Genomic DNA, 20,721 nt, shown 5'->3' with positions numbered 1-20,721 from the left:
TTGTTCCCGGGAGCGGGCGGAAGGGGCGCCGTCCTCAGTGCCCCCGCCGGATTTCCAAAGGACGGCTCGACGTGGCCTTGGCGTCGAGGAACGCAGCAAACTTGTTGATCGACCGGGACGCGGTCTCGAGGTCGTCGTTGAGGGCGCCAAATCCCGGAGGCCACCAGCAGCAGAAGAACTTCCACGCCCCCTCCCCCAGTTCGGCCCGGACCCCGGCCGGTGGAGGAATGTAGAGAGTCAGCGCGCGAAGCGCATCGAGGGTCGTGCGCTCGACCAGGCCGGCGGCTTCTCCCTCGGTGCGGAGCACGGTCTTTTCGGTGATCACGCCGGCGGCGTTCAGGAAAAAGGCAACGGCCACGAAGCCGTGGGTCGGCGTCATCGCGAGTCCCGCTAGGGAAAGCCGCCTCCGGGCCGCTTCCTGCTGAACCTTGGCTTCGAAGGCCTCGGAGAGCTCCGCGAGGTAGCGGTCCTTCTCGGACTGCACTTCGGGCGAGATGCGGGGTCCATATTCGACGACGGCAAAGATTGTGGGCTCCCTCTTGAGCGCCTTCTTGTGTGGAGAGGAAGGGTCGGCAGCGCCAGGGTTCGAGGGGGAAGGAGAAGCCTCTCCGACCATGAGGAAGAAGGCGAGGAGGCAGAGGAGGAGCCGGGATCTCACCGGGAACCCTCGCTTCCTTTGGCCGGAAGCCGGGTCAGGAAGCCGGGTGCGTTGTCCCCCTCCGCCCCGCCCGCCGTGATGTCGAAATAGACGTGCACCGTGCGCGCCTCCCGCTGCCAGGATTTGGCCCGGGCGACCCCAGACGCAAGCTTGTTCTTGGAATCGATGGAGCCTGGGAAGGAGGAACCGTCCCCTGCGGCACCGACGCTTCCTTTGCTCAAAAAAGCTCCTCGAGGAGCCGGACGGAGAGGTCGTAGCGTGTGAACGGGGTAATCAGATAGATCCCGCCGAACCGCTCGAGCACCGCCTCCGCGAGCGCGCGCGCGGCTTCCAGCCCCACCTCCGTGGCCTTTGGCCCGTCGAGATACCGTAGCCGCTCCCGCAGCCCTTCGGGGATCGAAATCCCCGGCACCTCGTTGTGCAGGAACTCGGCGTTGCGGAAGTTGAGCACCGGCATGATCCCGACGAAGACCGGGATGCCCAATGGCTTGAGACGCTCCGCACTCTTGCGGACCAGCTCCGCGTCGAAGACCGGCTGGGTCATGGTGTATTGCGCGCCGGCGGCGATCTTCGACTCGAGCTTGCGTACCTGTGAATCGAACTGCACCGAGTTGGGGTTGAAGGCGCAGCCGACCACGAAGTTGGTCTTCGCCTTGAGGTCGCGCCCTGCGGCGGAGACCCCTGCGTTGAGCTTCGCAATTAACTTGATTAGCCCCAGAGAGTTAAGGTCGTAGACCGAGGTTGCACCAGGATGGTCACCCGCCTTGGCAGGATCTCCGGTCAGGGCGAGCACGTGGCGGAAGCCGAGCACCGACAACCCCATGAGCTCCGACTGGAGGCCGAGCAGGTTCCGATCGCGGCAGGCGAGGTGGAGGACCGTCTGGAGCCGGGCGCAGCGCTGGGCCGCCACGGCCGCCGCGAGATTGCTGACGCGGAGGATGGCCAGCGAGTTGTCGGCCAGCGTGAGCGCGTCGGCCCCCGCCTTCTCCAGGGCACGAACCCCTTCGAGGAACTTGTCCATGGAAAGCGTTCGAGGCGAATCGAGCTCGACCATGGCGACCGGCTTCCGCTTGCACCGGTCCACAAGGCTCTCCTCTTCGATCTTGGGAGGCTCTGCCTCCCTGGCCACCTCGACCACGGGAAGGCGGAGCCGCCGCGGCTTCTCGCGGCGGGGCCGAAGGCGAGCGAGCTCGGGCGCCATCGCCGCGATGTGCCGCGGGCTCGTCCCATAATCCCCTCCCAGCAGATGGACCCCCTCCTCGACGAAGCGCTCGACGCTCGCGGCGAAATATTCGGGGCTCGCCGAATAGGTGAGTCGTCCTTCGTAGAACTCGGGCTTTCCCGCATTGGGGAACGCACAGAGAAACTCCCCCGCATGCAGCTCGATCCCCTCGAGCAGATGGAGCGAGGCCAAGATCCCGCAGCTTGCCCCGATGCCGACAATCCGGGCGCTCGATTGGCGGAGCGAGGCGATGCCCGAGGCGAGGGTGTCGCCGTTGCCGAGCCGGCCCTCCTCGAAGACCGCGAGCGAGACCGCGACGAGCGGAGCCCCAACCTCCTGGGCGACCGAGAGCGCAAGCGTTGCTTCGAGAAGCTCGGTGAAGGTCTCCAGAAGAATGACGTCGCAACCCGCCTCCAGCAGTGCCGTGATCTGCTCCCGATAAAGGGAGCGCCGCTCCTCCGGAGAGAGGTTTCCCTCCCAGGCGCGGAGCCAGACCGGGCCAACACTTCCGGCAAGGAAGCACTCCCCTTGGCCGGCAGCCTCTCGGGCGAGCTCGACCCCTCTCCGGTTGATCTCGCCCACCCTCTCCTCGAGGCCGAACCGGCCCAGGCTCGCGCGGTTGGCCCCTGTCGTGTTGGTCCGGAGGAGTCCCGACCCTGCCTCCCGGTAGTCGGCGTGGGCGCGCCGCACCAGATCCGGACGACTCAAGTTCGCCTCTTCGAGGCAGTAGCGGCGAGGCAGCCCGAGCGAATAGAGGTAGGTTCCGAGAGCGCCGTCGCCCAGAAGGAGCCGCTGGGAGAGCCGTTCTAATAAATTTGCCATGATGGGAAGCGGACGCATTATAGAGTCGGGATGACGGAAAAAAAAAGCGCGAGCTATTCCACGGGCGAGCCCGCGCTGGATCAGAAGATCGCCGAGCTGCTCGAAGCGGCAGGCATCCGCAGCGGCCAGAGAGAGTATTTCGAGATGGTGGCGACGGCGATCCGCTTCGCCCGCCAGGGTACCACACCCGGCGACATCCGGATGATCAACCAGGCCTTCAAGGAGATCCGGTATGCCGACGCCGTCTTCCAACCCTACCGGGGAGTCAAGAAGGTGACGATCTTTGGCTCGGCCCGCCTCGCTCCTGACACCCCAGACTGGCGGATGGCCCGGAGCTTCGCCGAGCAGATCGCCAAGGCGGGCTTCATGGTCTTGACGGGGGGCGGCGATGGGATCATGGGTGCGGCCCAGCTTGGAGCCGGAAAGGAGATGAGCTTCGGGCTCAACATCCGCCTTCCCTGCGAGCAGCGTCCGAACGAGGTGATCGAAGGCGACCGGAAGCTGATCTTCTTTCGCTACTTCTTTACTCGGAAGCTCCACTTCGTCAAAGAATCCCACGCCATCGCCCTCTTCCCCGGCGGCTTCGGAACGATGGATGAATGCTTCGAGGCCCTTACACTCATGCAGACGGGCAAGGCCCCCATCGTCCCGGTGGTCTTCATCGACTACCCGGGTGGCTCCTATTGGAGCGCCTTCCAGGAGTTCCTGCGTAAGGAGCTGCTCTCCCGCGGGCTGATTGCCGAGCAGGACTTTCACCTCTTTACCTTCACCGATGAGCTGGAGGAGGCGACCCGGGAGATCGAGCGGTTCTACTACAACTTCCACTCCTACCGGTTCGTGGGGGACCTCCTGGCCCTGCGCATCCATCGCGCGCCCGACGACTCGACGCTTGCGGCGATCGAGCGGGATTTCGAGGACATCGTGGCCAGGCCCGGCTCCTTTTCGAGGACCGGAGCCCTGCCGCCTGAGGCCAACGAACCGGAGCTGCTCTCCCTCCCGCGGCTCTGCTTTCCCTTCGACCGCAGATCCTATGGGCGGCTGCGGCAACTGATCGACCGGCTCAATGCATTTTGAACTCGGGGACCGATCCACCCCTTCCTCCGCACCGGAAGGGATCTGGCTGCATGTCTCGGTCTGGGAGCAGAAGGTGCGCGTCCTGCGCGGCAAGGAGCCGGTCTGGGAAGCTCCGGTGAGCACCGCCCTTCTCGGCTGCGGAGAGGAGCCGGAGAGCCACCAGACGCCTCGCGGATGGCACTTCGTCTGCGAAAAGATCGGAGAGGGCTTCCCGCTGGGCACCGAGTTTCGCGGACGACGGCCGACCGGATTCCTCTGGACCCCCGACGCTCCCTTTTTCGAGCAGAGCCTGATCCTCACCCGTATCCTCTGGCTGGCGGGAATGGAGCCGCACAACCTGACCACCCGCGAGCGCTTCGTCTATTTCCACGGCACCAACCGCGAGGACGCGATCGGAAAACCCATGAGCAAGGGCTGCATCTGCCTGCGGAACGAGGAGATGGTCGAGCTCTTCGAGCATGTCTCGGTCGGGACGCGGGTCTTGATCGAGGAAGGAGGCAACCGCTGGTGAGCCAGCCCATTGGCACGATCCTGCTCGACTGGTCCGGAACCCTGGCCGACGACCTGCCCTTCGTCCATCGGGCGGCCAACCAGGTGCTCACCCTCTACCGGAAGCCGACCATGACTATCGAAGAGTTCCGGGAGCGTTTTTTTCTTCCGCTGCGCGATTTCTACCAGACGATCCTTCCGGAAGTTCCCTTGGAGACCCTCGATCGCTTTTACCATGCCGCCTTCCGCTTCTTCCGTCCGCGGATCCCCCTCTTACCCCACGCTGCCGACTTCCTTGAGTTCTGCCGCACCCGGGGCTTGCGGATGATCCTCCTGAGCACGATTCAAAAGGACCACTTCCTGGATCAGGCCGGACGGCACGGAATCCTCGACTACTTCGCCGAGATCCATACGGAGGTCGTCGACAAGCGCGTGACCCTCTCCCAGCTGCGGGAAGAGCGGGGGTTCACGCCGCGGGACGCGATCTTCTTGGGCGACATGGTCCATGACATTGAAGCGGCTCATGCGGCCGGCATCCTTTCTGGAGCGCTCCTGACCGGCTACGACACCCGCGCCAAGCTCGAGGCGGCTCGCCCGAGCTTTCTCTTCGCCGACCTGGCTGAAGCGCGAAGCTTCCTCGAGGAGAACCGGAAGAGTCCCGCTTGAGCCGGATCGCGAGTCGGCCTTTTCCCTGACGCCGGTTTCCCCTGATCCCTCACCTCCCCTCCCTGCCGCCTCTCCGTGAGGCTCCGGATGGGGACGGAGGGAAGTGGACGCTCAGCGAGCCCCGGAACGAAGGCGGACAATTCGGTCCTGACCCGCTCGAATTTGTCCCCGCTCCTTCCTCCCGCTCCCCGTGGACCGAAAGCTCGATCGCCAGATGGAGCCCATGGGGCCTGGAGCCGCACGGAAGTTCGGAAGCCGCCGCCGGCTCGGCTCCTTTCTCCTTCCGGGCTCGCCGGAGCCTCTCCTTTGCCTCGGCGGTCGCCGCGCGGCCGGCCTCCTGCGTCCGGCGCACGCGCTCCTCGGTCGGGGAATCTTCTCGAGCCGACGCTGCCGCTTTGGGTTCCGGTCCGGAGCGCGACTTCGACGCGCAATCAGTTCCCCGTTCCTCCGCCGCGGGCGACGGCGCGTTTTCCTCCCCGTTCTCCTTCCCCGCCTTCGATCTCCTCCGATCGGGCTGCGGAGAGGAGGGAGCGGCCAAGAGCTGACTTGCCCAGGAAAGGCTCGAGCGGACCACGCTCAGCAGATTGCCCGTCGCCCGAAGGAAGTCGGTCATGCTCAAAGAGCCGTCGAACGGGTCGAGATTCCGCTGAAAGAAGACGCGCATCTGCGGATCGAGCGTGCAGGGCATGTGGGGCGTCGAAGCGTGCTGGCCTACGGTCAGGTGGACTTGAAGGGAAGCCATCTCTGTTTCTCCGGTTTGAGGGTTGTTGCTTCTTTTCCTGGCCTGTGCGTCGATCGCGCAAAGCGCGGCAACCTCCTTGGGGGCGCCCTCGGTTGCATGCGCCGGAGGAGCGGGCATCGTCCACTTTGGTCTTTGACAAGACCCTTGCGATCCGCCAAAACCGGGTCAACGTGCCGACGACCGGTTCTTCCCCCCTCGACTGGAACCGCCTGGGCAAGGAGGCGCTCGAGATCCTCCAGGCATATGTTCGCATTCCTTCGGTCAACCCGCCGGCCGATACGACAGAGACCGCGGATTTCCTGCGACGGCTCCTGGAGGAGAGCGGATTTTCCCCCCGGGTCTATGCGAGCGGTCCCACGCAGCGCAACGTCCTCGCCCGCCTGCCAGGGCGCGATCCGGCGCGCAAGCCCCTCCTCCTGCTCAACCACATGGATGTGGTCCCGGCGGATGCCTCCCGATGGAAGCTTCCTCCCTTCGCCGCGACGGTCCAAGGGGGCTTCCTTTGGGGTCGGGGCACGCTCGACATGAAGGGGCTCGGGATCCAGCAGCTCATGGCCTTCCTGGCGCTCCAGAGGGCCGGGATCGTGCCGCCGCGGACCATCCTCTTCCTGGCCACCGCAGACGAGGAGAGCGGGGGCCAATACGGCATCCGCTGGATGATCGAAAATCACTGGAAGGATCTTGGGCCTGAGTATGTGCTCGACGAGTCGGGGTTCGGTACCCGCGATCTCTTTGCTTCGCCCAGGCTCGTCTTTGTGATCCAAGTGGGGGACAAGCAGCCGGTCTGGCTCCGGCTGCGGGCAACCGGCCGCCCGGGTCACGGCTCAATCCCGACGCCGGACGACGCCCCGGCGGTCCTCTTGCGCGCGATCGCCCGGATCCTCGAACGGAAGGAGGTCGACCGGCCTCCCGAGGTCGTAGACGCGATGGTCGCCCGGGTGGGGGCGCCGCTCGCTCCCCATCCCTTCACCGACTCGATCCGGCGCAACTCGGTCGCTCTCACCAGCCTCTCGGCGGGGGTGGGGACCCCCCCCAAGATCAACGTGATCCCCTCGCTCGCCGAGGCGACCTTGGACTGCCGCCTCCTCCCCGGGGTCGATCCCCAGGGGTTCCTTTCCTCGATCCGATCCCTGGTGGCCGATCTCCCGGTATCGATCGAGCTGGCGAACGAGGTCGCCGACCCCGCGCCCCCGAGTCGCTGGGACACCCCTTTCTTCGCGGCCATTGAGCGGACGGTCGGGCGCCACTATCCGGAAGCGGTCGTGAGCCCGCTGCTCAGCTCGGGCTTCACCGACTCGCGCTACCTGCGCCAGAAAGGGGCCGTGGCCTACGGGTTCATGCCGATGGTCCTCGATCCCGAAACCGCCTGGAGCGCTCATTCCGACTCGGAGCGGATACCCGTTGCCGAGTTCCAGCGGGGCATCCGGGTGCTCTTCGACCTGTTGCAGGAGGAGTTCTAGGCGCACGATTGGATCCGTAGCCGATTCCGGAAGTCGCCTCCGCTCTTCCTTTCCCAATCGCCAGGACATAAGAACCTTTCCATGAAAATCCTTCTTCTGCATCATGCCGCGCTGCCGGTCACCGACCTGGAACGATCGAAAACCTTCTATCGCGAGATCCTGGGGCTGGAGGAAGTTTTCCGAGCCCCCTTCCCTTTCCCCGGAGCCTGGTTTGCTCTTCCGGGCGGCCAGCGGATCCACCTGATTGTCTCCCCTGGCCAGACCCTGCGCACGGGCAAGGGGATCGACTCCCGGGACGGACACTTCGCCCTGCGGGTCGCCAGCTACCGGGAAGCGCTTGAGGAGCTTGCGCAAAAAGGCTATACGCCCGACGCGGACGACGAGCTGCGCCGGATCAAGGTCGATCCCCATTCGGTAGCCGGATTTCCCCAGATGTATCTGCTCGACCCCGATCGGAACTTGATCGAGATCAACGCGGAAAGGCTCGATCTTTAGATGGGTGGCGGCCATGGCCGATCCGAAGCGAGGGGAGCCCCCCTCCGGCAGGCCAGGAGGGGGGCGCATGGGCTCCGAGCGGCTCCGCCGCCCCTCCTGCTCTTCCTCCTTTCGCTTCTCCTTTTGGATTGCCGTTCCGGCTCCTCGTCCCCCGAGGGCCAATACGGAGGCAGCTGGACCGAGGCGGACCAGTCGACGGTCCGGGTGACCCTCTCCCTTGCGCCGGGGGGTAAGGCGGTGATGCAGCGGATCGTACGCTGGCCGGATGGCCAGACCGAAGCCGATTCGTGGGAATCCGAATACCGAGTCGGGGGCGATCGGATCCTGATCGGCTCCGAGGGGAAGGTCTACGCGGTCTTCCAGCGGCAGGGCCATGCCCTTCTCGATCCGAGCCACTTGGTGAACGGAAAGCCGATTCGTCTGGAGCGGCAAGCAGCGAAGGCCCCGTAGGCCGGCTATCCCCGTTCGCCCGGCAACACGGCTGCGGGAGAGGAGAGCGGGAGCAGGGCTTCGGCAATGCCCCAAGCGGGCTTTTCCTTCTTGCGCTGGAGAAAGCGGATTGCCGCATAGGCACCCACGAAAAGGGAAGATTCGACCGGTTTCCCATGGAGCAGAAAATGACCCGGTGATCGGGTCGCACGGCTCAGCGCGAGGATCGCGTCCGCTCCGTGCTCCCTTGCCAGTGTGACCGCCCGGGAGCGCGCGCTCCCGAACAACCCGTTGCACGCGCGGACATAGCCAAGGATGATGTAGTGCCGGTTGGGCAGCGTCCGATACTCCATCATCCCACAAACCAGCGTCCCGGTCCCCGTTCCCAGGGGGCCGGATTCGGGCCTTTCCGCCGGCATCCACCGAGCGAGGAGCACATCGGCATGGGCTCTGAGCGGGAGAAAGAAAGACACGGCAAAGAGCAGGATCAGGAACTTTTTCACGAACGAGGGTGAGTTCGCCTCGATCCTATGGTTCCGCCTCTCCGAAAGGCAAGCCGGGGAAGACAGAGGCGAGACCTTGGCCGCTTCTGGCCCCTCGAGCGGTCGACCGAAAGGAAATGCGCTGTATATTCTTTTCCAGGAAGTGCAGGATGAAGCTATTCCCATCCGCCCGCGGGCTCGCGGTCCACACCGATCGATCTCCGGTCGGGGTGCCTCGGCTCCGTGGGCGCTACCCTCCTGAGGGTCGCTGCGGATCGAGGGGAAACCAAGGGCCCGATCGAACCTCGGGCAAGCTTCCGGATTGCGGATCCGGGCCAAAGATGGGGAGAATCGTCCGCATGATTTCTTCCCTCCTCCCCTCGTTCCGACTGGCCCTGGGATTTCTCCTCCTCCTCGCGCTATGGGGCGCCGTCCCTCTCCGGGGTGAAGAGCCTTCGATTCCGATCGCTCCGGGTGACCCTTGGACCAGAAGCGACATCCTCCTGCCGAAGGATTTCTTGGCGCTGCAGAAGCCGGGAAGCCCTTCCTACCGGATCTTTCAGGTCGGCTTTCCCTTCCTCTACAAGGCGGGCCATATCCACGGCGCGATCTATATCGGCGCGGGAAAGGACCCCGAAGGCATCCAGGCGCTCAAGGACGCGCTCTCCTCACTCCCTAAGGATCAGAAGATCCTTCTCTACTGCGGCTGCTGTCCTCTGGATGTCTGCCCCAACATCCGGCCGGCGTTCCAGGCTGCGAAGGAGCTGGGATTCTCCGATGCGAAGGTCCTCTACCTGCCCCACGACTTTGTGCAGGACTGGACCCACAAGGGATATCCAACCGAAAAAGGTTGGTGAAACCTTCGGAGGGACCCTAGGCATCGATGCGTCTAGAATGCGGCTTGTGCACGGTTCGGGATTGGCGTCTGGACGACGAGACGGCGCTGATCGCTGCGGCCAACAACCGGAAGGTCTGGCGCAATCTGACCCACCGGTTTCCCCATCCCTACACCCAGAATCATGCACGAGAGTGGCTGGCCTCTTTGGCAGCGACGCCTGAGCCGACCCACTGGGCGATCGAAGTGGAAGGCGTGGCCGCCGGTGGGATCGGAGTCGATCGGGGAGAAGGCGTCTTCGCCAAATCCGGCCACCTCGGCTACTGGCTTGGGGAGCCCTATTGGGGCCGCGGCATCATGACAGCCGCCGTCCGCGCGGTCTCGGAGTACGCCTTGGACCACTTTGGCCTGGTGCGTCTTCAGTCCTATGTCTTTGCGTGGAACCCGGCCTCGATGCGCGTGCTCCAAAAGGCGGGCTTTGTGCGCGAAGGGATCCTCCGCAAGAGCGTCTACAAGGACGGCGAATGCATCGATGAAGCTCTCTACGCGCTGGTCCGCTGATGCGGCCTCCGGTTCCGGGGAGATCGGGCAGGGCGCTGTCTCCCGGCAGAGCGAGTCTGCGGACGAGATTCCGACCCTCGCCGAACGGGTCACCCTTGCGGAAGAGAGCCCCTGCTGCGCCGCTGCGTCAAGGGACGCCGGCTATCCTGCCGGACCCACGATGAACGCCAGAGGATTCTCGGCATGACACCTTCCTGCTTCCCGGCCGCGGGCATCGGCAGCGAAATTCGCTATGCTTTTGGCATCTGCTCGCTGGGATCGATCCTGGTGGCGGTGAGTCCTCGCGGGGTCTGCGCCATCTCCCTGGGCGATGATCCAGAAGCCCTGCTCCGCGATCTGCGGGAGCGCCTTCCTAAAGCCTGGCGGATCGGCGGGGACTCGGCACTCGAGCCGCTCCTCGTCGAGGTGGTCGGTTTCATCGAAGCCCCGGCCCAAGGCCTGGGCCTGCCCTTGGACATCCTCGGCACCCCCTTCCAATGCCGAGTCTGGCGAGCCCTAAAGGAAATTCCGCCAGGCAGGCAGGTGAGCTATGGCGAGATCGCCCGGCGGATCGGCGCGCCAAAGGCGGCTCGCGCCGTGGCCCGTGCCTGTGCCGCCAATCCCCTGGCCGTCGCGATCCCTTGCCATCGTGTCGGGAGGGTCGATGGCCACCGGTCGGGCTACCGGTGGGGAATCGAGCGGAAGGAAGCGCTCTTGCGGCGGGAGAGTGGGCGATGAGCGTGGCTCGTCGGCCGCGCTCGGTGCCAACCCATCCCCCCATCGGCTCCGAAGGCCTCCGCGCATCCTCCTCCCTCGGCATGTTTCCGGGTGCGAGCGCGCACCTCCATCGGCCCCGGCAAGATCGACCAGCTCCGGGCTGTCGGGGCGGCCCGCTCGCTCGGCGTCCCCTGCAGACGCGCGTGGCTGCGGATCGACTCTCTGAATCGAGGGCTCGGAAGGCCGGTTGTGGACAGCGCGACAGGCGGGAACGGGGGCACTCCGCACGTTCACCGACCGCCCCTTCCCGATCTTCGCTCTGTTCTGGTACACCCGATGCTATAGGCTCGTCGTTATGTTTTTTTCCACGGAACGATGTAGCGAACCGGACAAGCGCAATGCGGTGGGTTCTCTGGCGACATGATCCGAGGAAAAGGAAGCTGCCCATGAAAAGGCTCCTGCGCCCTTTGATGCTTTCCTGCTCGCTCTTCTTGGGCACCTTCGCCCATGCCGAAAGCGTCCATGTGGCAGTTGCCGCCAACTTCACCGGTCCAATGGAACGAATCGCCCCAGAGTTTGAGAAGGCGACCGGCCACAAAGCGATCGTCGCCTACGGGTCAGTGGGCAAGTTCTACGCAGAGATCAAGAACAGGGCACCCTTCGACGTGCTGGTCTCCTCCGATGACCAGACCCCAATGCGCCTCCAACGGGACGGCCTGGCGATACCGGGGAGCCAGATAACGTATGCCATTGGCAAGCTCGTGCTCTGGAGTGCCAAGCCGGGCCTGGTGGATGACAAGGGCGAGGTACTCAAGCAGGGCAATTTCCGGCATCTGGCCCTCGCCAACCCGAAGCTTGCGGTGTACGGCGCTGCGGCGGTCGAGGTGATGACCAGGCTCCATGTTTACGCGCCGCTCGAAAGCAAGCTCGTCCTTGGCGAAAACATTACCCAGGCCTATCAGTTCGTCGCCACGGGAAATGCCGAGCTCGGTTTCGTGGCGCTCTCGCAGGTTTACCAGGACGCTCAATTCGCCCCCGGCTCCCATTGGATCGTGCCGGCCCGCCTCTATTCAACCCTCAAGCAAGACGCGGTGCTGCTCAGCCACGGCCAAGGCAATCCGGCGGCCGATGCGTTGCTTGCCTACCTCAAAAGTGAGATGGCCAGGAAAGTGATCCGCGCCTACGGCTACGAATTCTGACTCCAAGGAGAACTCCTGTGAAACTGGTCCAGTCCCTGCTATTCGCCTGTCTATTCTGGTGCGCGGCATCCGCCCATGCCGAAAAAATTACCATCGCAGCGGCGGCCGATCTCAAGTTTGCGATGGATGAGATCGTCACCAGCTTCCAGCAGGCCAACGCCAGCGCCGAGGTGGACGTGGTTTATGGCTCCTCCGGGAAGTTCTATACCCAGATTCAGCAGGGGGCACCCTACGACCTCTATTTCTCGGCCGATGTCGCTTTTCCGCACGAGCTAGCCAAGGCGGGCTTGGCCGCCTCCGAGCCGAGGCTCTACGCCTTCGGCCGCATCGTGCTCTGGAGCGCAAAGCTGGACGCCCGCAAAATGACGCTCGCCAACCTGACCGATGCCAACATTACCCGCATTGCCATCGCCAACCCGAAGCACGCACCCTACGGCAAGCGCGCCGAGGAGGCCCTGCGCGCTTCCGGGCTCTGGGAGAAGGTCGAACCGAAGCTCGTCTATGGAGAGAACATCGCCCGGACCGCCGAGCTGGTGCAGACGGGTAACGCCCAGGTCGGCGTCATCGCGCTGGCTCTGGCGGTCAATCCCGAGCTGGCGAGCAAGGGTGGCTACTGGCTGATCCCCGATCACCTGTACGAACCCCTGGAGCAAGGCTTCATCCTGACCAAGCGAGCCGAAGGCAACGACCTGGCTCGCCGCTTTGCCGACTACATGGGCGGCAAACCGGCGCGAGCCATCATGACCAAGTATGGCTTCGTCCTCCCGGGCGAAGTGGTCAGCAAGTAGCACGAGCACGCAGCCATGAGCACCCGGGAGCGCAACGGCCAAGGCTTCGTCTCCGGCTCGCCGATCGGTACCCTGGGCGGATGGATCGGCTTCGGCAGACTGCGGGTCTCGGCCATCCAGACCTTCCCGCACGTGCAGCGAGGGATCTCATGCTGAACAATAGCGACCTACAGGCCCTCTGGCTGACCGTGCGCCTGGCTAGCACCGTCACCGTAATCCTGCTCTTGGTCGGCACACCCATCGCCTGGTGGCTCGCCCGCGCCAGGACCTGGTGGAAGGGGCCGATTGGCGCGGTGGTCGCCTTGCCCTTGGTGCTGCCGCCCTCGGTGCTCGGGTTCTACTTGCTGCTGGCGATGGGGCCGAACGGGCCGGTGGGGCAACTCACCCATGCGCTGGGCTTCGGGCTCTTGCCTTTTACCTTCTGGGGCTTGGTCGTCGCTTCGGTCTTCTATTCCCTGCCGTTCATGGTGCAGCCGCTGCAAACGGCCTTCGAGGCCGTGGGCGACCGGCCGCTGGAGGTGGCGGCCACGCTGCGCGCCTCGCCGCTCGATGCCTTCTTCACCGTGGCCGTGCCGCTGGCCGCCCCCGGCTTCCTGACCGCCGCGATCCTGACCTTCGCCCACACGGTGGGCGAGTTCGGCGTGGTGCTGATGATCGGCGGCAACCTGCCGGGCATCACCCGTGTCGCCTCCGTGCAAATCTATGATCACGTGGAGGCGCTGGAATACCTGCAGGCGCACCGCCTCGCGGCGGTGCTGCTGCTCTTTTCCTTCCTCGTGCTGCTAGCCCTCTACTCCTGGCGTCCCAATCCGAAGAAAGGCGCTTGAGATGGCGGGCATCGATGCGCGTTTCCGGCTCGACTGGCCGAGCTTCTCCCTCGACGTGGATCTCACCCTTCCTGGTCGGGGCGTCACCGCTCTCTTCGGCCATTCCGGCTCCGGCAAAACCACGCTGCTGCGCTGCATCGCAGGACTGGAGCACGCGCCGCAAGGATGGCTCTCCGTCGATGGCGAGGTGTGGCAAGACGCCGACCGATGGCTGCCGACGCACAGGAGGCCCATCGGCTTCGTATTCCAGGAGGCCAGCCTGTTTCCTCATCTCTCGGTACTGGGCAATCTGCGCTATGGCAGGAAGCGCGTCCGGGATGCGCGGCGGGTAAGCCTCGATCAGGCCATCGAGCTGCTGGGCATCGGCCATCTGCTCGACCGCAGACCGGATCGCCTCTCGGGCGGAGAACGCCAGCGGGTCGGCATCGCCCGCGCCTTGGCCGTCAGCCCACGCCTGCTGCTGCTGGACGAGCCGCTGGCCGCGCTCGACTGGAAGCGCAAGCGGGAAATCCTGCCCTATCTGGAGCGGCTACACGACGAATTGGAGATTCCGATTCTCTACGTCAGCCACTCGCCTGACGAGGTGGCGCGGCTGGCCGACCACTTGGTGGCGATGGAGGGCGGCAAGGTGCTGGCTGCTGGCCCCTTGACCGAAACCCTGGCTCGCCTCGACCTGCCCTTCCGGCTCGGCGAGGATGCCGGTGCCGTGCTCGATGCCACCGTGGGCGCGGTCGACAAGGAGTGGCGCCTGGCGCGCATGGATTTCGATGGCGGCAGCCTGTGGGCACCCGATCCGGGCCTGACGGTCGGCCGCCGCATCCGGGTGCGGGTGCTGGCTCGCGATGTCAGCCTTGCCGAAGAGCCGGGGACCAGCAGCATCCAGAACGTGCTGCGCGGGCAGGTCGATGCCATCGGCGCTGACGAGCATCCCGGCCTGGCGCTCGTGCGCCTCCGTGTCGGTGAATCGGTGCTGCTCGCACGGCTGACCAGACGAGCCGCCGCATCCCTCGGCGTCACTTCCGGTCGAGTGCTCTGGGTACAGGTGAAGTCGGTCGCATTGCTGGAGTGAGCGTCCCGCCGATGTCCGCTCGAGGCCTAGCTTGGACGGATACAAAAGGGAGGTCGTCGACGACGTCGGCCGAGGGATGCTCCCGGCGGTTCGCCTGCCGGGATTGCGCCGGCAACGCCCAGGTCGCACCCCATGCCCGCCTTTCCGGGAGCCAAGGCGCGGGCGGCTCTCGCAAGCCTCCGGGCCGGCGCGACGGCCTCCCGCACGGCCGGACGCGCGGGAGAGGCCCAAGCCTCTCCGGGCGATGGCATGGGCCGCGCCCTGGTGAGCGCTGATCCCGTGACGACGCGCGTGGTTCATGGCACCGATCACGGAAGTGTAGGCCGGATCGACTTCGATCCCCTGGGCTCCGGCTCGAAAGCACCCCACCTTGAGCAGGGCGATGGTCTGGGAGTAGCCAAACCAAGAGATCTTCCGGGCGGAGGATCGACTCGCCACCTCAAGCTCAGCCTTCCTTTCTTTTAGATCCAGGCGCTCAAGAGCTCGGGGGAAGCCCACGCTCCCGGGCCATCTCCACAATCATCCCTGCCGCCTCTCCGAGGACCGCCTTCGCCTGGTGGGGTGTTCGTGTCCGGAAAGTTCAGGTCGATCCTCAGGGACTGTAACAGGTTGCCGAATCGGCCCCTCTCCGCCACGGCCAGAGGGTCGTGGTCGATGTCGATCCCAATCGCCCCCGCCAGACGGGTTGTCGCAATGGGAACGGGCCTGGCCGGGACGCTCGCGCAGACCCGCCAGCCCTTCTGGTCCCCGGAGAAAGCGGTGGCTCACGGCTACCCCCCTCCCGCTGCCGGACGGGGGATGGCCCGTCTTGGTTTGCGAGGAGAGGATCGGGCTCGCGGCAAGCGCCCGAAGGATCTCCTCCCGGCCATCGGCGAACCGCACCCCGGGAATGGGGACGGCGCTTTCGGCCCTCCGCATGCGGGATTCGGTCTCGGCGATCGACTCGGGGAGCCGCTCCCGGATCGAGGCGATCTTGCCCTCGAGACCCACCCGGATCGCGTGGAACTGCCGGGCGGGGATCCCGAAGCGCCGCAGGAACTCGCACTGGAGATCGCCCATCGGAATCCCCGCCCGCATCCGGGCGAAGAGGACCCGCTTGGGCTCACCCGTAGAGATCCGCATAGGCGTCGAGCGCTGCGGCCTGCGCTGCCGCGAGCCTCAAGCGCTTCTGATCGAGGAAGGGCGCAGGGTCACTGATGAAGAGCCTCCAGCGCCTTCCTCGCGCGGTTCCTGGCGGACCGCTTGCCGTAGAGCCCCGCAGCCAGGGAGAGGATGACCTCCTCTAGATCGCGGATCCTGTCGTCGGTCCTCTCCTCCGGATCGACAACTCGCACCGATCGGCCATGTGCAGCCAAGGCCGCCTCCAGAGGCTCGCATCCCAAGCGCATCAACCGGTCCCGATGCTCGACGAGAATGGTACCGATCTTGGGATCGCGCAAAAGCCGCAAGAGCCCCTTGCGCTGGTCGTCCATTCCCGAGCCCACCTCCTTGACCGCATCGACGATCGTCAACCGCTTGGCGATCGCCCACTCCGTCAACCGCGCCAGCTGCCGATCGAGATCCGCCTTCTGGTCGGCGCTGGAGACGCGGGCATAGAGGGCCACGCCCCTGGGCTGCCTCTCCTCCGCATGCACGATCACCGTCCCGGTCGGCAGCTGCTCGGCCGGCACGGGCAGCTTCCCGTCCTTCCACATCCGCCAAGCCGTCTTGTAGCCAATCCCCTGCCGCTTTGCCCAGACGCTCAGCTTCATGGGAAAGTAATGCGATACAACGTGAGTTATGTCTATTGATTAGTCAACCATTAGCAACCCTCCAGACGCCGTGCGCCAGAACTCCAGCACCGGCTGATCGGGATCGAAGATCAGCACGTCTGCTCTCCTAGGCGAGAAACCAGTAGCCTAACCTGATGAGAGATCTGCGGATCCTTCCCCTCTCCATCCCTGGGCCCGCTCGACCGCGCTCTTCCACTCCTCCCGCTTGCGGAGCCGCTCCCGGGAATCGAGAAGGGGCGAGAAGATCCGCTCGATCTGCCCGAAGGAGCTCCCTTCCAGATTCGTGAAGAACCCGGTCTCCCGGCCCGCCAGGAGGCCCACGCCAAGCGCTGTCGCCTCAGGAGAGCGGGAGCGCGCGACCGAGAGCCCGAGCAGGTTGGCTTGGATCTGGAGGAGGAGATCGCTCTGGGCCGCCCCCCCGTCCACCTTCATTTCGTGAAGCGAACCTCCCGTCGCCCGGCCCATCGCCTCGATCACGTCGCAGACCTGATGCGCGACGCCTTCGAACGCGGCCCGTGCAATGTGGGAAGGCCGGGTTTTCCGGGTCATCCCGATCAAGAGGCCCTCGGCCGAGCAGTCCCAGTAGGGGCTTCCCAATCCGGTGAGAGCCGGGACGAAGACTAGCCCTTCCGCCTCGGGAGCCTGTCGCGCCAACGCCTCGACCTGACCGATGCTCGGGGCGAGACGCAAACCCTCCACCAGCCACTGGAAGGCGGCCCCGGCGATAAAGACGCTGCCTTCAAGCACGTAGTCGGTCTTCTTCCCTCGATTCCAGCCGGAGGAGACGAGCAAGCCTTCAGTGGCCGCAAGGGGCCGGTTCCCCAGGTTCATGAGCGAGAAGGCTCCGGTCCCGTAGGTCGTCTTGAAGCTGCCCGCTCCCCAGCAGAGCTGGCCGAAGAGCGAAGCCTGCTGGTCGCCCAGGACCGCGAGAATCGGAATCCCCTCCCAGAAGCCCACCCCTTTCCCGAAGAGGCCGGCCGAGGGGAGCAGCCGTGGCAGGATCGCCGGGGGAATTTGAAAGAGGCTGAGGAGCTCTTGGTCCCACCGGCGTTCATAGATATTGAAGAACAGCGTCCGGGAAGCATTCGACTCCTCGGTGGCGTGGGCTTTCCCCCCGGTCAGCTGGGAGAGCAGCCAGCTATCGACGGTTCCAAAGCAGAGGCGGTCGAGACGGCTCCGGAGCACCGGAACGTGTTCCCACAGCCAGAGAAGCTTGCTCCCCGAGAAGTAGGGGTTGAGCCGGAGGCCGGTCCTTGCCCGGATCGCCTCTTCCCAACCCTCCTTCCGCAACCGGTCGCAGAGCGCCGCCGACCGGCGGTCCTGCCAGACGATGGCGTTTCCGAGCGGCTCAAGGCTTCGTCGGTCCCAGAGAAGGAAGGTCTCTCGCTGGTTGGCAATGCCGATGGCAACAACCTGCCGCGGCTTGACTCCCACGCGCTCAAGAGCCTCACGCGCCGCTTCCTCGAGCGAGCTCCAGAGCAGCTCGGGGCTCTGCTCCACCCATTCGGGCCTTGGGGTGAGGATCGAAATGGGCCGCCGCGCCTGCGAGGCGATCTCTCCCTTGCGATCGAGGAGCAGAGCCCGGGAGCTCGTCGTTCCTTGATCGAGGGCGAGAATATACTCCATGCGCCTCGCTAGAGAGCGACCACCAGCTTGCCGAGGGATTTCCCTTGAAAAAGATCCCGAAGGGCTTCCGGAGCGTGCTCAAGACCTCGGACGATCGTCTCCTCGTAGCGGAGCTTTCCTTCCGCCGCCCAACGCTCGAGGCGTGCCAAGGCCTCGGGCCAGCGGTCGAGCCGGTCGCCGACGATAAATCCCTGGAGGCGGACCCGGCGCGAGAGGAGGAACTCCCATCCCTTCGGGACGGGGGTTTCCGGGCGGTTGTAGGTCGAGATGTGGCCGCAGAGGACGATCCGGGCAAAAGGGTTGAGGAGCGGCAGCACCGCTTCCAGGACCGGACCTCCCACGCTGTCGAAATAGAGGTCGATCCCTTCTGGAGCCGCGCGGCCAAGGTCGCCTGGGAAATCGGCCGCCTTGTAGTCGACGGAGGCACCAAAGCCCAAATCCTCGACGACATGCCGACACTTGATGGGGCCACCGGCGATGCCGACCACGCGGCAGCCGTGCATCCGGGCGAGCTGGCCCGCAATGCCTCCGACCGCTCCCGCCGCGGCCGAGACGACGACGGTCTCCCCCGCCTTGGGACGACCAATGTCAAAGATGCCCAGATAGGCGGTCACTCCCGGCATGCCCGCGACGCCGAGGTAGGCCGGCAAGGGCAAGCGACCGCTCACCTTCCGCGCCTCCGCCCCGCGGCAGATGCCGAAAAGCTGCCAGCCGAGGTAGGTCACCACCTTGTCCCCCGATGCGATCCCGGGATCCCGCGAAGCCGCGACCTCTCCCGCCGCCCAGCTCGCCATCGGTTGCCCGAGCGTGAGCGATCGGGTGAAGGTCTCCCCGCCGCCGGCCAGGAGCCGCAGGTAGGGGTCGATCGACACGAAGAGATTCCGGACCAGGATCTCCCCAGGGGCCAAATCCTCCGGGAGCTCCGTCGTGGCGAGCAAGAAATCCTCGTTCCGGAAAGCTCCCTCCGGTCGGCGGACCAGGAGCAGCTGTCGATTGGGGAGGCTCACCTCCTCCGATCCTCCGGCGTGGCTGTCCGCCCTTCAACAGATTTTTACCAATGAAGGAAGAGAAATGCGCCTGGGGGATGGGTTGGATCAGCGGACGAAACCGAGCGATTTAGGAAGGCTTGCCCGTGCGAAGGCAAAAAAGAATGGCTGCCCCGGTAAGAGAGCAGCCATTCCTGGTCGCCGAGAGCGCGACCCTACCACCGTCCGTTAGCCCAGAAGGCCCTTCTCCACCGCTTTCCGGAACTCGGCTTTCGCCTTGGCGCTGGAGACCTTGGCCTGCCAGCCCGCTTCCATGGCCGCGACGAAGGCTTCCGCGCCCTTCTCGAGCTCCGCGCCCCATCGCGCCCGGATCTTCTCCTTGAGGATTTCGTCCACGACTTCCCGCCAGGCCCGGCAGCCGGCCGATTCCCACATCTTCGTGATATGCTCCACGAGGCATCCCTCTTCAGGACACTTCTGCTCTTCCTTCTCGTGGCAGCTCGTCTCCTCGCAGCAGCTCTTCTCTTCGCACTCGCTCATGGTCTTGCTCTCCTTGGGTGTTCCCTGGATCGCTCAGGAACGTGCGGCTCCACTCAAGCCTACGCTCCGGACGATCCGCGGGCTACTCTGCCGGAATGGGGGATCTTCTTCCAGGGTGCCCAAAGACAAACTTCGGGTCAGAAGCGCCAACCGCTCTTTCTGCCTTGGAGGGTCGGCGTCTCCGGCTCTATGGTTCTCCTAAGATGGAACCCCCCTTCTCGATCACGACAGCAATCCCGCTCCTCTGGGGAGTCATTCCGGTGTCGGTCGTGGGACCCGCTCACCTTCTGGGAAAGATCGGCTCGGGTTTCGCAGGCCCCTGCCGGCCCTGCGGCCCGGGGCGCTTCCGCGTCCATCTGCTCTCGGTCGACGGAAGGCCGGTCGAGCTCGAGTCGATGCGGATCCGGTCCGACGGTGCGCTCGGCGAGATGCCCGCTCCCGACCTGATCTATGTCCCGGGTCCGGAAGCCGATTTTGAGCAGGCGCTCGAGCGCAATCGCCCTTATCTCGACTGGATCCGCACCAGCTACGCCCGGGGTGCCACCGTGGCGACCTCCTGCTCGGGAGCGCTCTTCCTCGCCGAAGCGGGCCTTCTCCACGGACGCCGAGCGACGACCCACTGGTGCCATGCGGACTACTTCCGGAAGCGTTATCCCGAGGTCCGGTGGCAGATCTCCCGGCTCGTCGTCGAGGACGGTCGAGTCATCACCGCGGGCGGTGCGACCGCCTATCTCAACCTGATGATCCAGCTCGCCGAAAGGTTCCTCGGCCGGGAGCAGGCCCTCGCGGTGGCTCGGTTTACGCTGGTCGACCCGGAGCGCAACTCTCAGCTTCCCTACATGGTTCGATTGAACCAGCAGCCGCATGGGGACAGCGTCGTCCGGCGAGCCCAGGAGTTCCTCTCCGAGGCTCCCGAAAAGCCCCTTTCGCTCCCCGAGCTCGCCGCCTCCTGCGGGGTCAGTCCCCGGACCCTCCTTCGCCGGTTTCGGACCGCCTTAGGAGAGAGCCCGGGGGAGTATCGGCAGGGGCTGCGGATCGAGCGGGCCAAGCAGCTCCTGGCCAACACCGATCGGACGGTGGAGGAGATCGTCGCCGAGGTCGGCTACGATGATTCCCGCTCCTTTCGCCGCCTCTTCCTCAAGCAGGTCGGCATCTCACCCAAGCGCTACCGGCGCAAGTTCACGGTTTTCTGTGCCGATCCGGAGAAGGAGGAAGCGGCCTCGGAGTCCTGCTCCTGCCCGACGGCGACGTAGCGGAGGAAGCGGGCGGCCCCGTCGTCCTCG

26 protein-coding genes and 1 pseudogene are annotated in these 20,721 nt (G+C 65.3%); 17 read left to right on the top strand and 10 right to left on the bottom strand.

What is annotated here, in order from left to right:
- Positions 1 to 34: 34 nt before the first annotated feature.
- The 3 genes from MacB4_RS01365 to MacB4_RS01355 are packed head-to-tail and all read right to left on the bottom strand — an operon-like array spanning position 35 to position 2,702.
- Positions 35 to 658 carry a hypothetical protein gene (locus MacB4_RS01365; protein WP_206864103.1) on the bottom strand — a complete coding sequence of 208 codons (624 nt, stop codon included), beginning with the start codon at positions 656 to 658 and terminating at the stop codon, positions 35 to 37.
- Positions 655 to 879, bottom strand: coding sequence for a hypothetical protein (locus MacB4_RS01360; RefSeq protein ID WP_206864102.1), 225 nt, complete (start codon positions 877 to 879; stop codon positions 655 to 657). The genes MacB4_RS01365 and MacB4_RS01360 overlap by 4 nt, the downstream gene beginning before the upstream one ends.
- On the bottom strand, positions 876 to 2,702 hold the full coding sequence (locus tag MacB4_RS01355; RefSeq protein ID WP_206864101.1) for a bifunctional homocysteine S-methyltransferase/methylenetetrahydrofolate reductase: 1,827 nt from the start codon (positions 2,700 to 2,702) through the stop codon (positions 876 to 878). Before MacB4_RS01355 ends, MacB4_RS01360 begins: the two co-directional genes overlap by 4 nt.
- Positions 2,703 to 2,732: 30 nt before the next feature.
- Here MacB4_RS01355 and MacB4_RS01350 point away from each other — a divergent pair, with 30 nt between their 5' ends.
- The 3 genes from MacB4_RS01350 to MacB4_RS01340 are packed head-to-tail and all read left to right on the top strand — an operon-like array spanning position 2,733 to position 4,931.
- The gene (locus tag MacB4_RS01350; protein ID WP_206864100.1) at positions 2,733 to 3,776 is read left to right on the top strand and encodes an LOG family protein; all 1,044 of its coding nucleotides are present in this window, start codon (positions 2,733 to 2,735) and stop codon (positions 3,774 to 3,776) included.
- Positions 3,766 to 4,287, top strand: a complete 522-nt coding sequence (locus tag MacB4_RS01345; RefSeq protein WP_206864099.1) for a L,D-transpeptidase — start codon at positions 3,766 to 3,768, stop codon at positions 4,285 to 4,287. The genes MacB4_RS01350 and MacB4_RS01345 overlap by 11 nt, the downstream gene beginning before the upstream one ends.
- Positions 4,284 to 4,931 (top strand): HAD family hydrolase, encoded by a 648-nt coding sequence (locus MacB4_RS01340; protein ID WP_206864098.1) that lies wholly within the window; start codon positions 4,284 to 4,286, stop codon positions 4,929 to 4,931. Before MacB4_RS01345 ends, MacB4_RS01340 begins: the two co-directional genes overlap by 4 nt.
- Before the next feature lie 49 nt (positions 4,932 to 4,980).
- On the opposite strand, the gene MacB4_RS01335 is transcribed toward MacB4_RS01340, so the two are convergent.
- Positions 4,981 to 5,673: a hypothetical protein gene (locus MacB4_RS01335; protein ID WP_206864097.1), complete on the bottom strand. Its 693-nt coding sequence runs from the start codon at positions 5,671 to 5,673 to the stop codon at positions 4,981 to 4,983.
- A 125-nt stretch (positions 5,674 to 5,798) separates the two neighbouring features.
- Here MacB4_RS01335 and MacB4_RS01330 point away from each other — a divergent pair, with 125 nt between their 5' ends.
- The 3 genes from MacB4_RS01330 to MacB4_RS01320 all read left to right on the top strand — a co-directional run bounded on the left by MacB4_RS01330 (position 5,799) and on the right by MacB4_RS01320 (position 8,078).
- Positions 5,799 to 7,133, top strand: a complete 1,335-nt coding sequence (locus tag MacB4_RS01330) for a M20/M25/M40 family metallo-hydrolase (RefSeq protein WP_206864096.1) — start codon at positions 5,799 to 5,801, stop codon at positions 7,131 to 7,133.
- A gap of 81 nt (positions 7,134 to 7,214) precedes the next feature.
- Positions 7,215 to 7,628 carry a VOC family protein gene (locus tag MacB4_RS01325; RefSeq protein ID WP_206864095.1) on the top strand — a complete coding sequence of 138 codons (414 nt, stop codon included), beginning with the start codon at positions 7,215 to 7,217 and terminating at the stop codon, positions 7,626 to 7,628.
- Positions 7,629 to 8,078, top strand: coding sequence for a hypothetical protein (locus tag MacB4_RS01320; protein ID WP_206864094.1), 450 nt, complete (start codon positions 7,629 to 7,631; stop codon positions 8,076 to 8,078).
- Positions 8,079 to 8,083: 5 nt separating this feature from the next.
- On the opposite strand, the gene MacB4_RS01315 is transcribed toward MacB4_RS01320, so the two are convergent.
- Complete coding sequence (locus tag MacB4_RS01315) at positions 8,084 to 8,560, bottom strand: hypothetical protein (RefSeq protein ID WP_206864093.1); 477 nt, start codon at positions 8,558 to 8,560, stop codon at positions 8,084 to 8,086.
- Positions 8,561 to 8,898: 338 nt separating this feature from the next.
- Between MacB4_RS01315 and MacB4_RS01310 the strand changes: the two genes are divergently transcribed.
- From MacB4_RS01310 to MacB4_RS01265, 10 genes and pseudogenes are all read left to right on the top strand, one after another.
- Positions 8,899 to 9,396 (top strand): rhodanese-like domain-containing protein, encoded by a 498-nt coding sequence (locus MacB4_RS01310; RefSeq protein ID WP_206864092.1) that lies wholly within the window; start codon positions 8,899 to 8,901, stop codon positions 9,394 to 9,396.
- 26 nt (positions 9,397 to 9,422) lie between these two features.
- Positions 9,423 to 9,935, top strand: coding sequence for a GNAT family N-acetyltransferase (locus MacB4_RS01305; RefSeq protein ID WP_206864091.1), 513 nt, complete (start codon positions 9,423 to 9,425; stop codon positions 9,933 to 9,935).
- Positions 9,907 to 10,122, top strand: a complete 216-nt coding sequence (locus MacB4_RS01300; protein ID WP_206864090.1) for a hypothetical protein — start codon at positions 9,907 to 9,909, stop codon at positions 10,120 to 10,122. Before MacB4_RS01305 ends, MacB4_RS01300 begins: the two co-directional genes overlap by 29 nt.
- A pseudogene (locus tag MacB4_RS01295) lies at positions 10,068 to 10,652 on the top strand (methylated-DNA--[protein]-cysteine S-methyltransferase); the annotation flags it as partial. The gene MacB4_RS01300 and the pseudogene MacB4_RS01295, both read left to right, overlap by 55 nt.
- Positions 10,653 to 11,101: 449 nt before the next feature.
- A complete protein-coding gene (gene modA / locus MacB4_RS01290; protein ID WP_242529272.1) occupies positions 11,102 to 11,830 on the top strand; it encodes a molybdate ABC transporter substrate-binding protein in 729 nt (242 codons plus the stop codon).
- Positions 11,831 to 11,847: 17 nt separating this feature from the next.
- Positions 11,848 to 12,618 (top strand): molybdate ABC transporter substrate-binding protein, encoded by a 771-nt coding sequence (modA, locus tag MacB4_RS01285; protein ID WP_206864087.1) that lies wholly within the window; start codon positions 11,848 to 11,850, stop codon positions 12,616 to 12,618.
- A 15-nt stretch (positions 12,619 to 12,633) separates the two neighbouring features.
- The gene (locus MacB4_RS01280) at positions 12,634 to 12,774 is read left to right on the top strand and encodes a hypothetical protein (RefSeq protein ID WP_206864086.1); all 141 of its coding nucleotides are present in this window, start codon (positions 12,634 to 12,636) and stop codon (positions 12,772 to 12,774) included.
- The gene (gene modB / locus MacB4_RS01275) at positions 12,768 to 13,445 is read left to right on the top strand and encodes a molybdate ABC transporter permease subunit (RefSeq protein ID WP_206864085.1); all 678 of its coding nucleotides are present in this window, start codon (positions 12,768 to 12,770) and stop codon (positions 13,443 to 13,445) included. Before MacB4_RS01280 ends, modB begins: the two co-directional genes overlap by 7 nt.
- Before the next feature lies 1 nt (position 13,446).
- Positions 13,447 to 14,514 (top strand): molybdenum ABC transporter ATP-binding protein, encoded by a 1,068-nt coding sequence (gene modC, locus MacB4_RS01270; RefSeq protein ID WP_206864084.1) that lies wholly within the window; start codon positions 13,447 to 13,449, stop codon positions 14,512 to 14,514.
- A gap of 132 nt (positions 14,515 to 14,646) precedes the next feature.
- On the top strand, positions 14,647 to 14,979 hold the full coding sequence (locus MacB4_RS01265) for a hypothetical protein (protein ID WP_206864083.1): 333 nt from the start codon (positions 14,647 to 14,649) through the stop codon (positions 14,977 to 14,979).
- A gap of 54 nt (positions 14,980 to 15,033) precedes the next feature.
- Here MacB4_RS01265 and MacB4_RS01260 read toward each other — a convergent pair whose 3' ends face one another.
- The 5 genes from MacB4_RS01260 to MacB4_RS01240 all read right to left on the bottom strand — a co-directional run bounded on the left by MacB4_RS01260 (position 15,034) and on the right by MacB4_RS01240 (position 19,438).
- A complete protein-coding gene (locus tag MacB4_RS01260; protein WP_206864082.1) occupies positions 15,034 to 15,636 on the bottom strand; it encodes a hypothetical protein in 603 nt (200 codons plus the stop codon).
- Between the two features lie 68 nt (positions 15,637 to 15,704).
- Positions 15,705 to 16,265, bottom strand: coding sequence for an IS607 family transposase (locus MacB4_RS01255; RefSeq protein ID WP_206864081.1), 561 nt, complete (start codon positions 16,263 to 16,265; stop codon positions 15,705 to 15,707).
- Positions 16,266 to 16,412: 147 nt separating this feature from the next.
- On the bottom strand, positions 16,413 to 17,912 hold the full coding sequence (locus MacB4_RS01250; protein ID WP_206864080.1) for a glycerol kinase GlpK: 1,500 nt from the start codon (positions 17,910 to 17,912) through the stop codon (positions 16,413 to 16,415).
- A gap of 8 nt (positions 17,913 to 17,920) precedes the next feature.
- A complete protein-coding gene (locus MacB4_RS01245; RefSeq protein ID WP_206864079.1) occupies positions 17,921 to 18,919 on the bottom strand; it encodes an NADP-dependent oxidoreductase in 999 nt (332 codons plus the stop codon).
- Positions 18,920 to 19,126: 207 nt separating this feature from the next.
- Positions 19,127 to 19,438 (bottom strand): hypothetical protein, encoded by a 312-nt coding sequence (locus MacB4_RS01240; protein ID WP_206864078.1) that lies wholly within the window; start codon positions 19,436 to 19,438, stop codon positions 19,127 to 19,129.
- A 203-nt stretch (positions 19,439 to 19,641) separates the two neighbouring features.
- Between MacB4_RS01240 and MacB4_RS01235 the strand changes: the two genes are divergently transcribed.
- Positions 19,642 to 20,691 (top strand): GlxA family transcriptional regulator, encoded by a 1,050-nt coding sequence (locus tag MacB4_RS01235; RefSeq protein WP_206864077.1) that lies wholly within the window; start codon positions 19,642 to 19,644, stop codon positions 20,689 to 20,691.
- The last annotated feature ends 30 nt before the right edge of the window (positions 20,692 to 20,721 follow it).

It is taken from the genome of Methylacidimicrobium sp. B4 (assembly GCF_017310545.1).
Classification (GTDB): Bacteria; Verrucomicrobiota; Verrucomicrobiia; order Methylacidiphilales; family Methylacidiphilaceae; genus Methylacidimicrobium.
This window is presented reverse-complemented; position numbering and strand designations above follow the sequence as displayed.

Coding starts and splice junctions, on each gene's coding strand:
- MacB4_RS01355 (WP_206864101.1), bottom strand. CDS start 2,702: ATGGCAAATTTATTAGAACGGCTCTCCCAGCGGCTCCTTCTGGGCGAC.
- MacB4_RS01350 (WP_206864100.1), top strand. CDS start 2,733: ATGACGGAAAAAAAAAGCGCGAGCTATTCCACGGGCGAGCCCGCGCTG.
- MacB4_RS01345 (WP_206864099.1), top strand. CDS start 3,766: ATGCATTTTGAACTCGGGGACCGATCCACCCCTTCCTCCGCACCGGAA.
- MacB4_RS01335 (WP_206864097.1), bottom strand. CDS start 5,673: ATGGCTTCCCTTCAAGTCCACCTGACCGTAGGCCAGCACGCTTCGACG.
- MacB4_RS01325 (WP_206864095.1), top strand. CDS start 7,215: ATGAAAATCCTTCTTCTGCATCATGCCGCGCTGCCGGTCACCGACCTG.
- MacB4_RS01320 (WP_206864094.1), top strand. CDS start 7,629: ATGGGTGGCGGCCATGGCCGATCCGAAGCGAGGGGAGCCCCCCTCCGG.
- MacB4_RS01310 (WP_206864092.1), top strand. CDS start 8,899: ATGATTTCTTCCCTCCTCCCCTCGTTCCGACTGGCCCTGGGATTTCTC.
- MacB4_RS01305 (WP_206864091.1), top strand. CDS start 9,423: ATGCGTCTAGAATGCGGCTTGTGCACGGTTCGGGATTGGCGTCTGGAC.
- MacB4_RS01300 (WP_206864090.1), top strand. CDS start 9,907: ATGAAGCTCTCTACGCGCTGGTCCGCTGATGCGGCCTCCGGTTCCGGG.
- modA (WP_242529272.1), top strand. CDS start 11,102: ATGCTTTCCTGCTCGCTCTTCTTGGGCACCTTCGCCCATGCCGAAAGC.
- MacB4_RS01280 (WP_206864086.1), top strand. CDS start 12,634: ATGAGCACCCGGGAGCGCAACGGCCAAGGCTTCGTCTCCGGCTCGCCG.
- modB (WP_206864085.1), top strand. CDS start 12,768: ATGCTGAACAATAGCGACCTACAGGCCCTCTGGCTGACCGTGCGCCTG.
- modC (WP_206864084.1), top strand. CDS start 13,447: ATGGCGGGCATCGATGCGCGTTTCCGGCTCGACTGGCCGAGCTTCTCC.
- MacB4_RS01265 (WP_206864083.1), top strand. CDS start 14,647: ATGCCCGCCTTTCCGGGAGCCAAGGCGCGGGCGGCTCTCGCAAGCCTC.
- MacB4_RS01260 (WP_206864082.1), bottom strand. CDS start 15,636: ATGCGGATCTCTACGGGTGAGCCCAAGCGGGTCCTCTTCGCCCGGATG.
- MacB4_RS01255 (WP_206864081.1), bottom strand. CDS start 16,265: ATGAAGCTGAGCGTCTGGGCAAAGCGGCAGGGGATTGGCTACAAGACG.
- MacB4_RS01250 (WP_206864080.1), bottom strand. CDS start 17,912: ATGGAGTATATTCTCGCCCTCGATCAAGGAACGACGAGCTCCCGGGCT.
- MacB4_RS01240 (WP_206864078.1), bottom strand. CDS start 19,438: ATGAGCGAGTGCGAAGAGAAGAGCTGCTGCGAGGAGACGAGCTGCCAC.
- MacB4_RS01235 (WP_206864077.1), top strand. CDS start 19,642: ATGGAACCCCCCTTCTCGATCACGACAGCAATCCCGCTCCTCTGGGGA.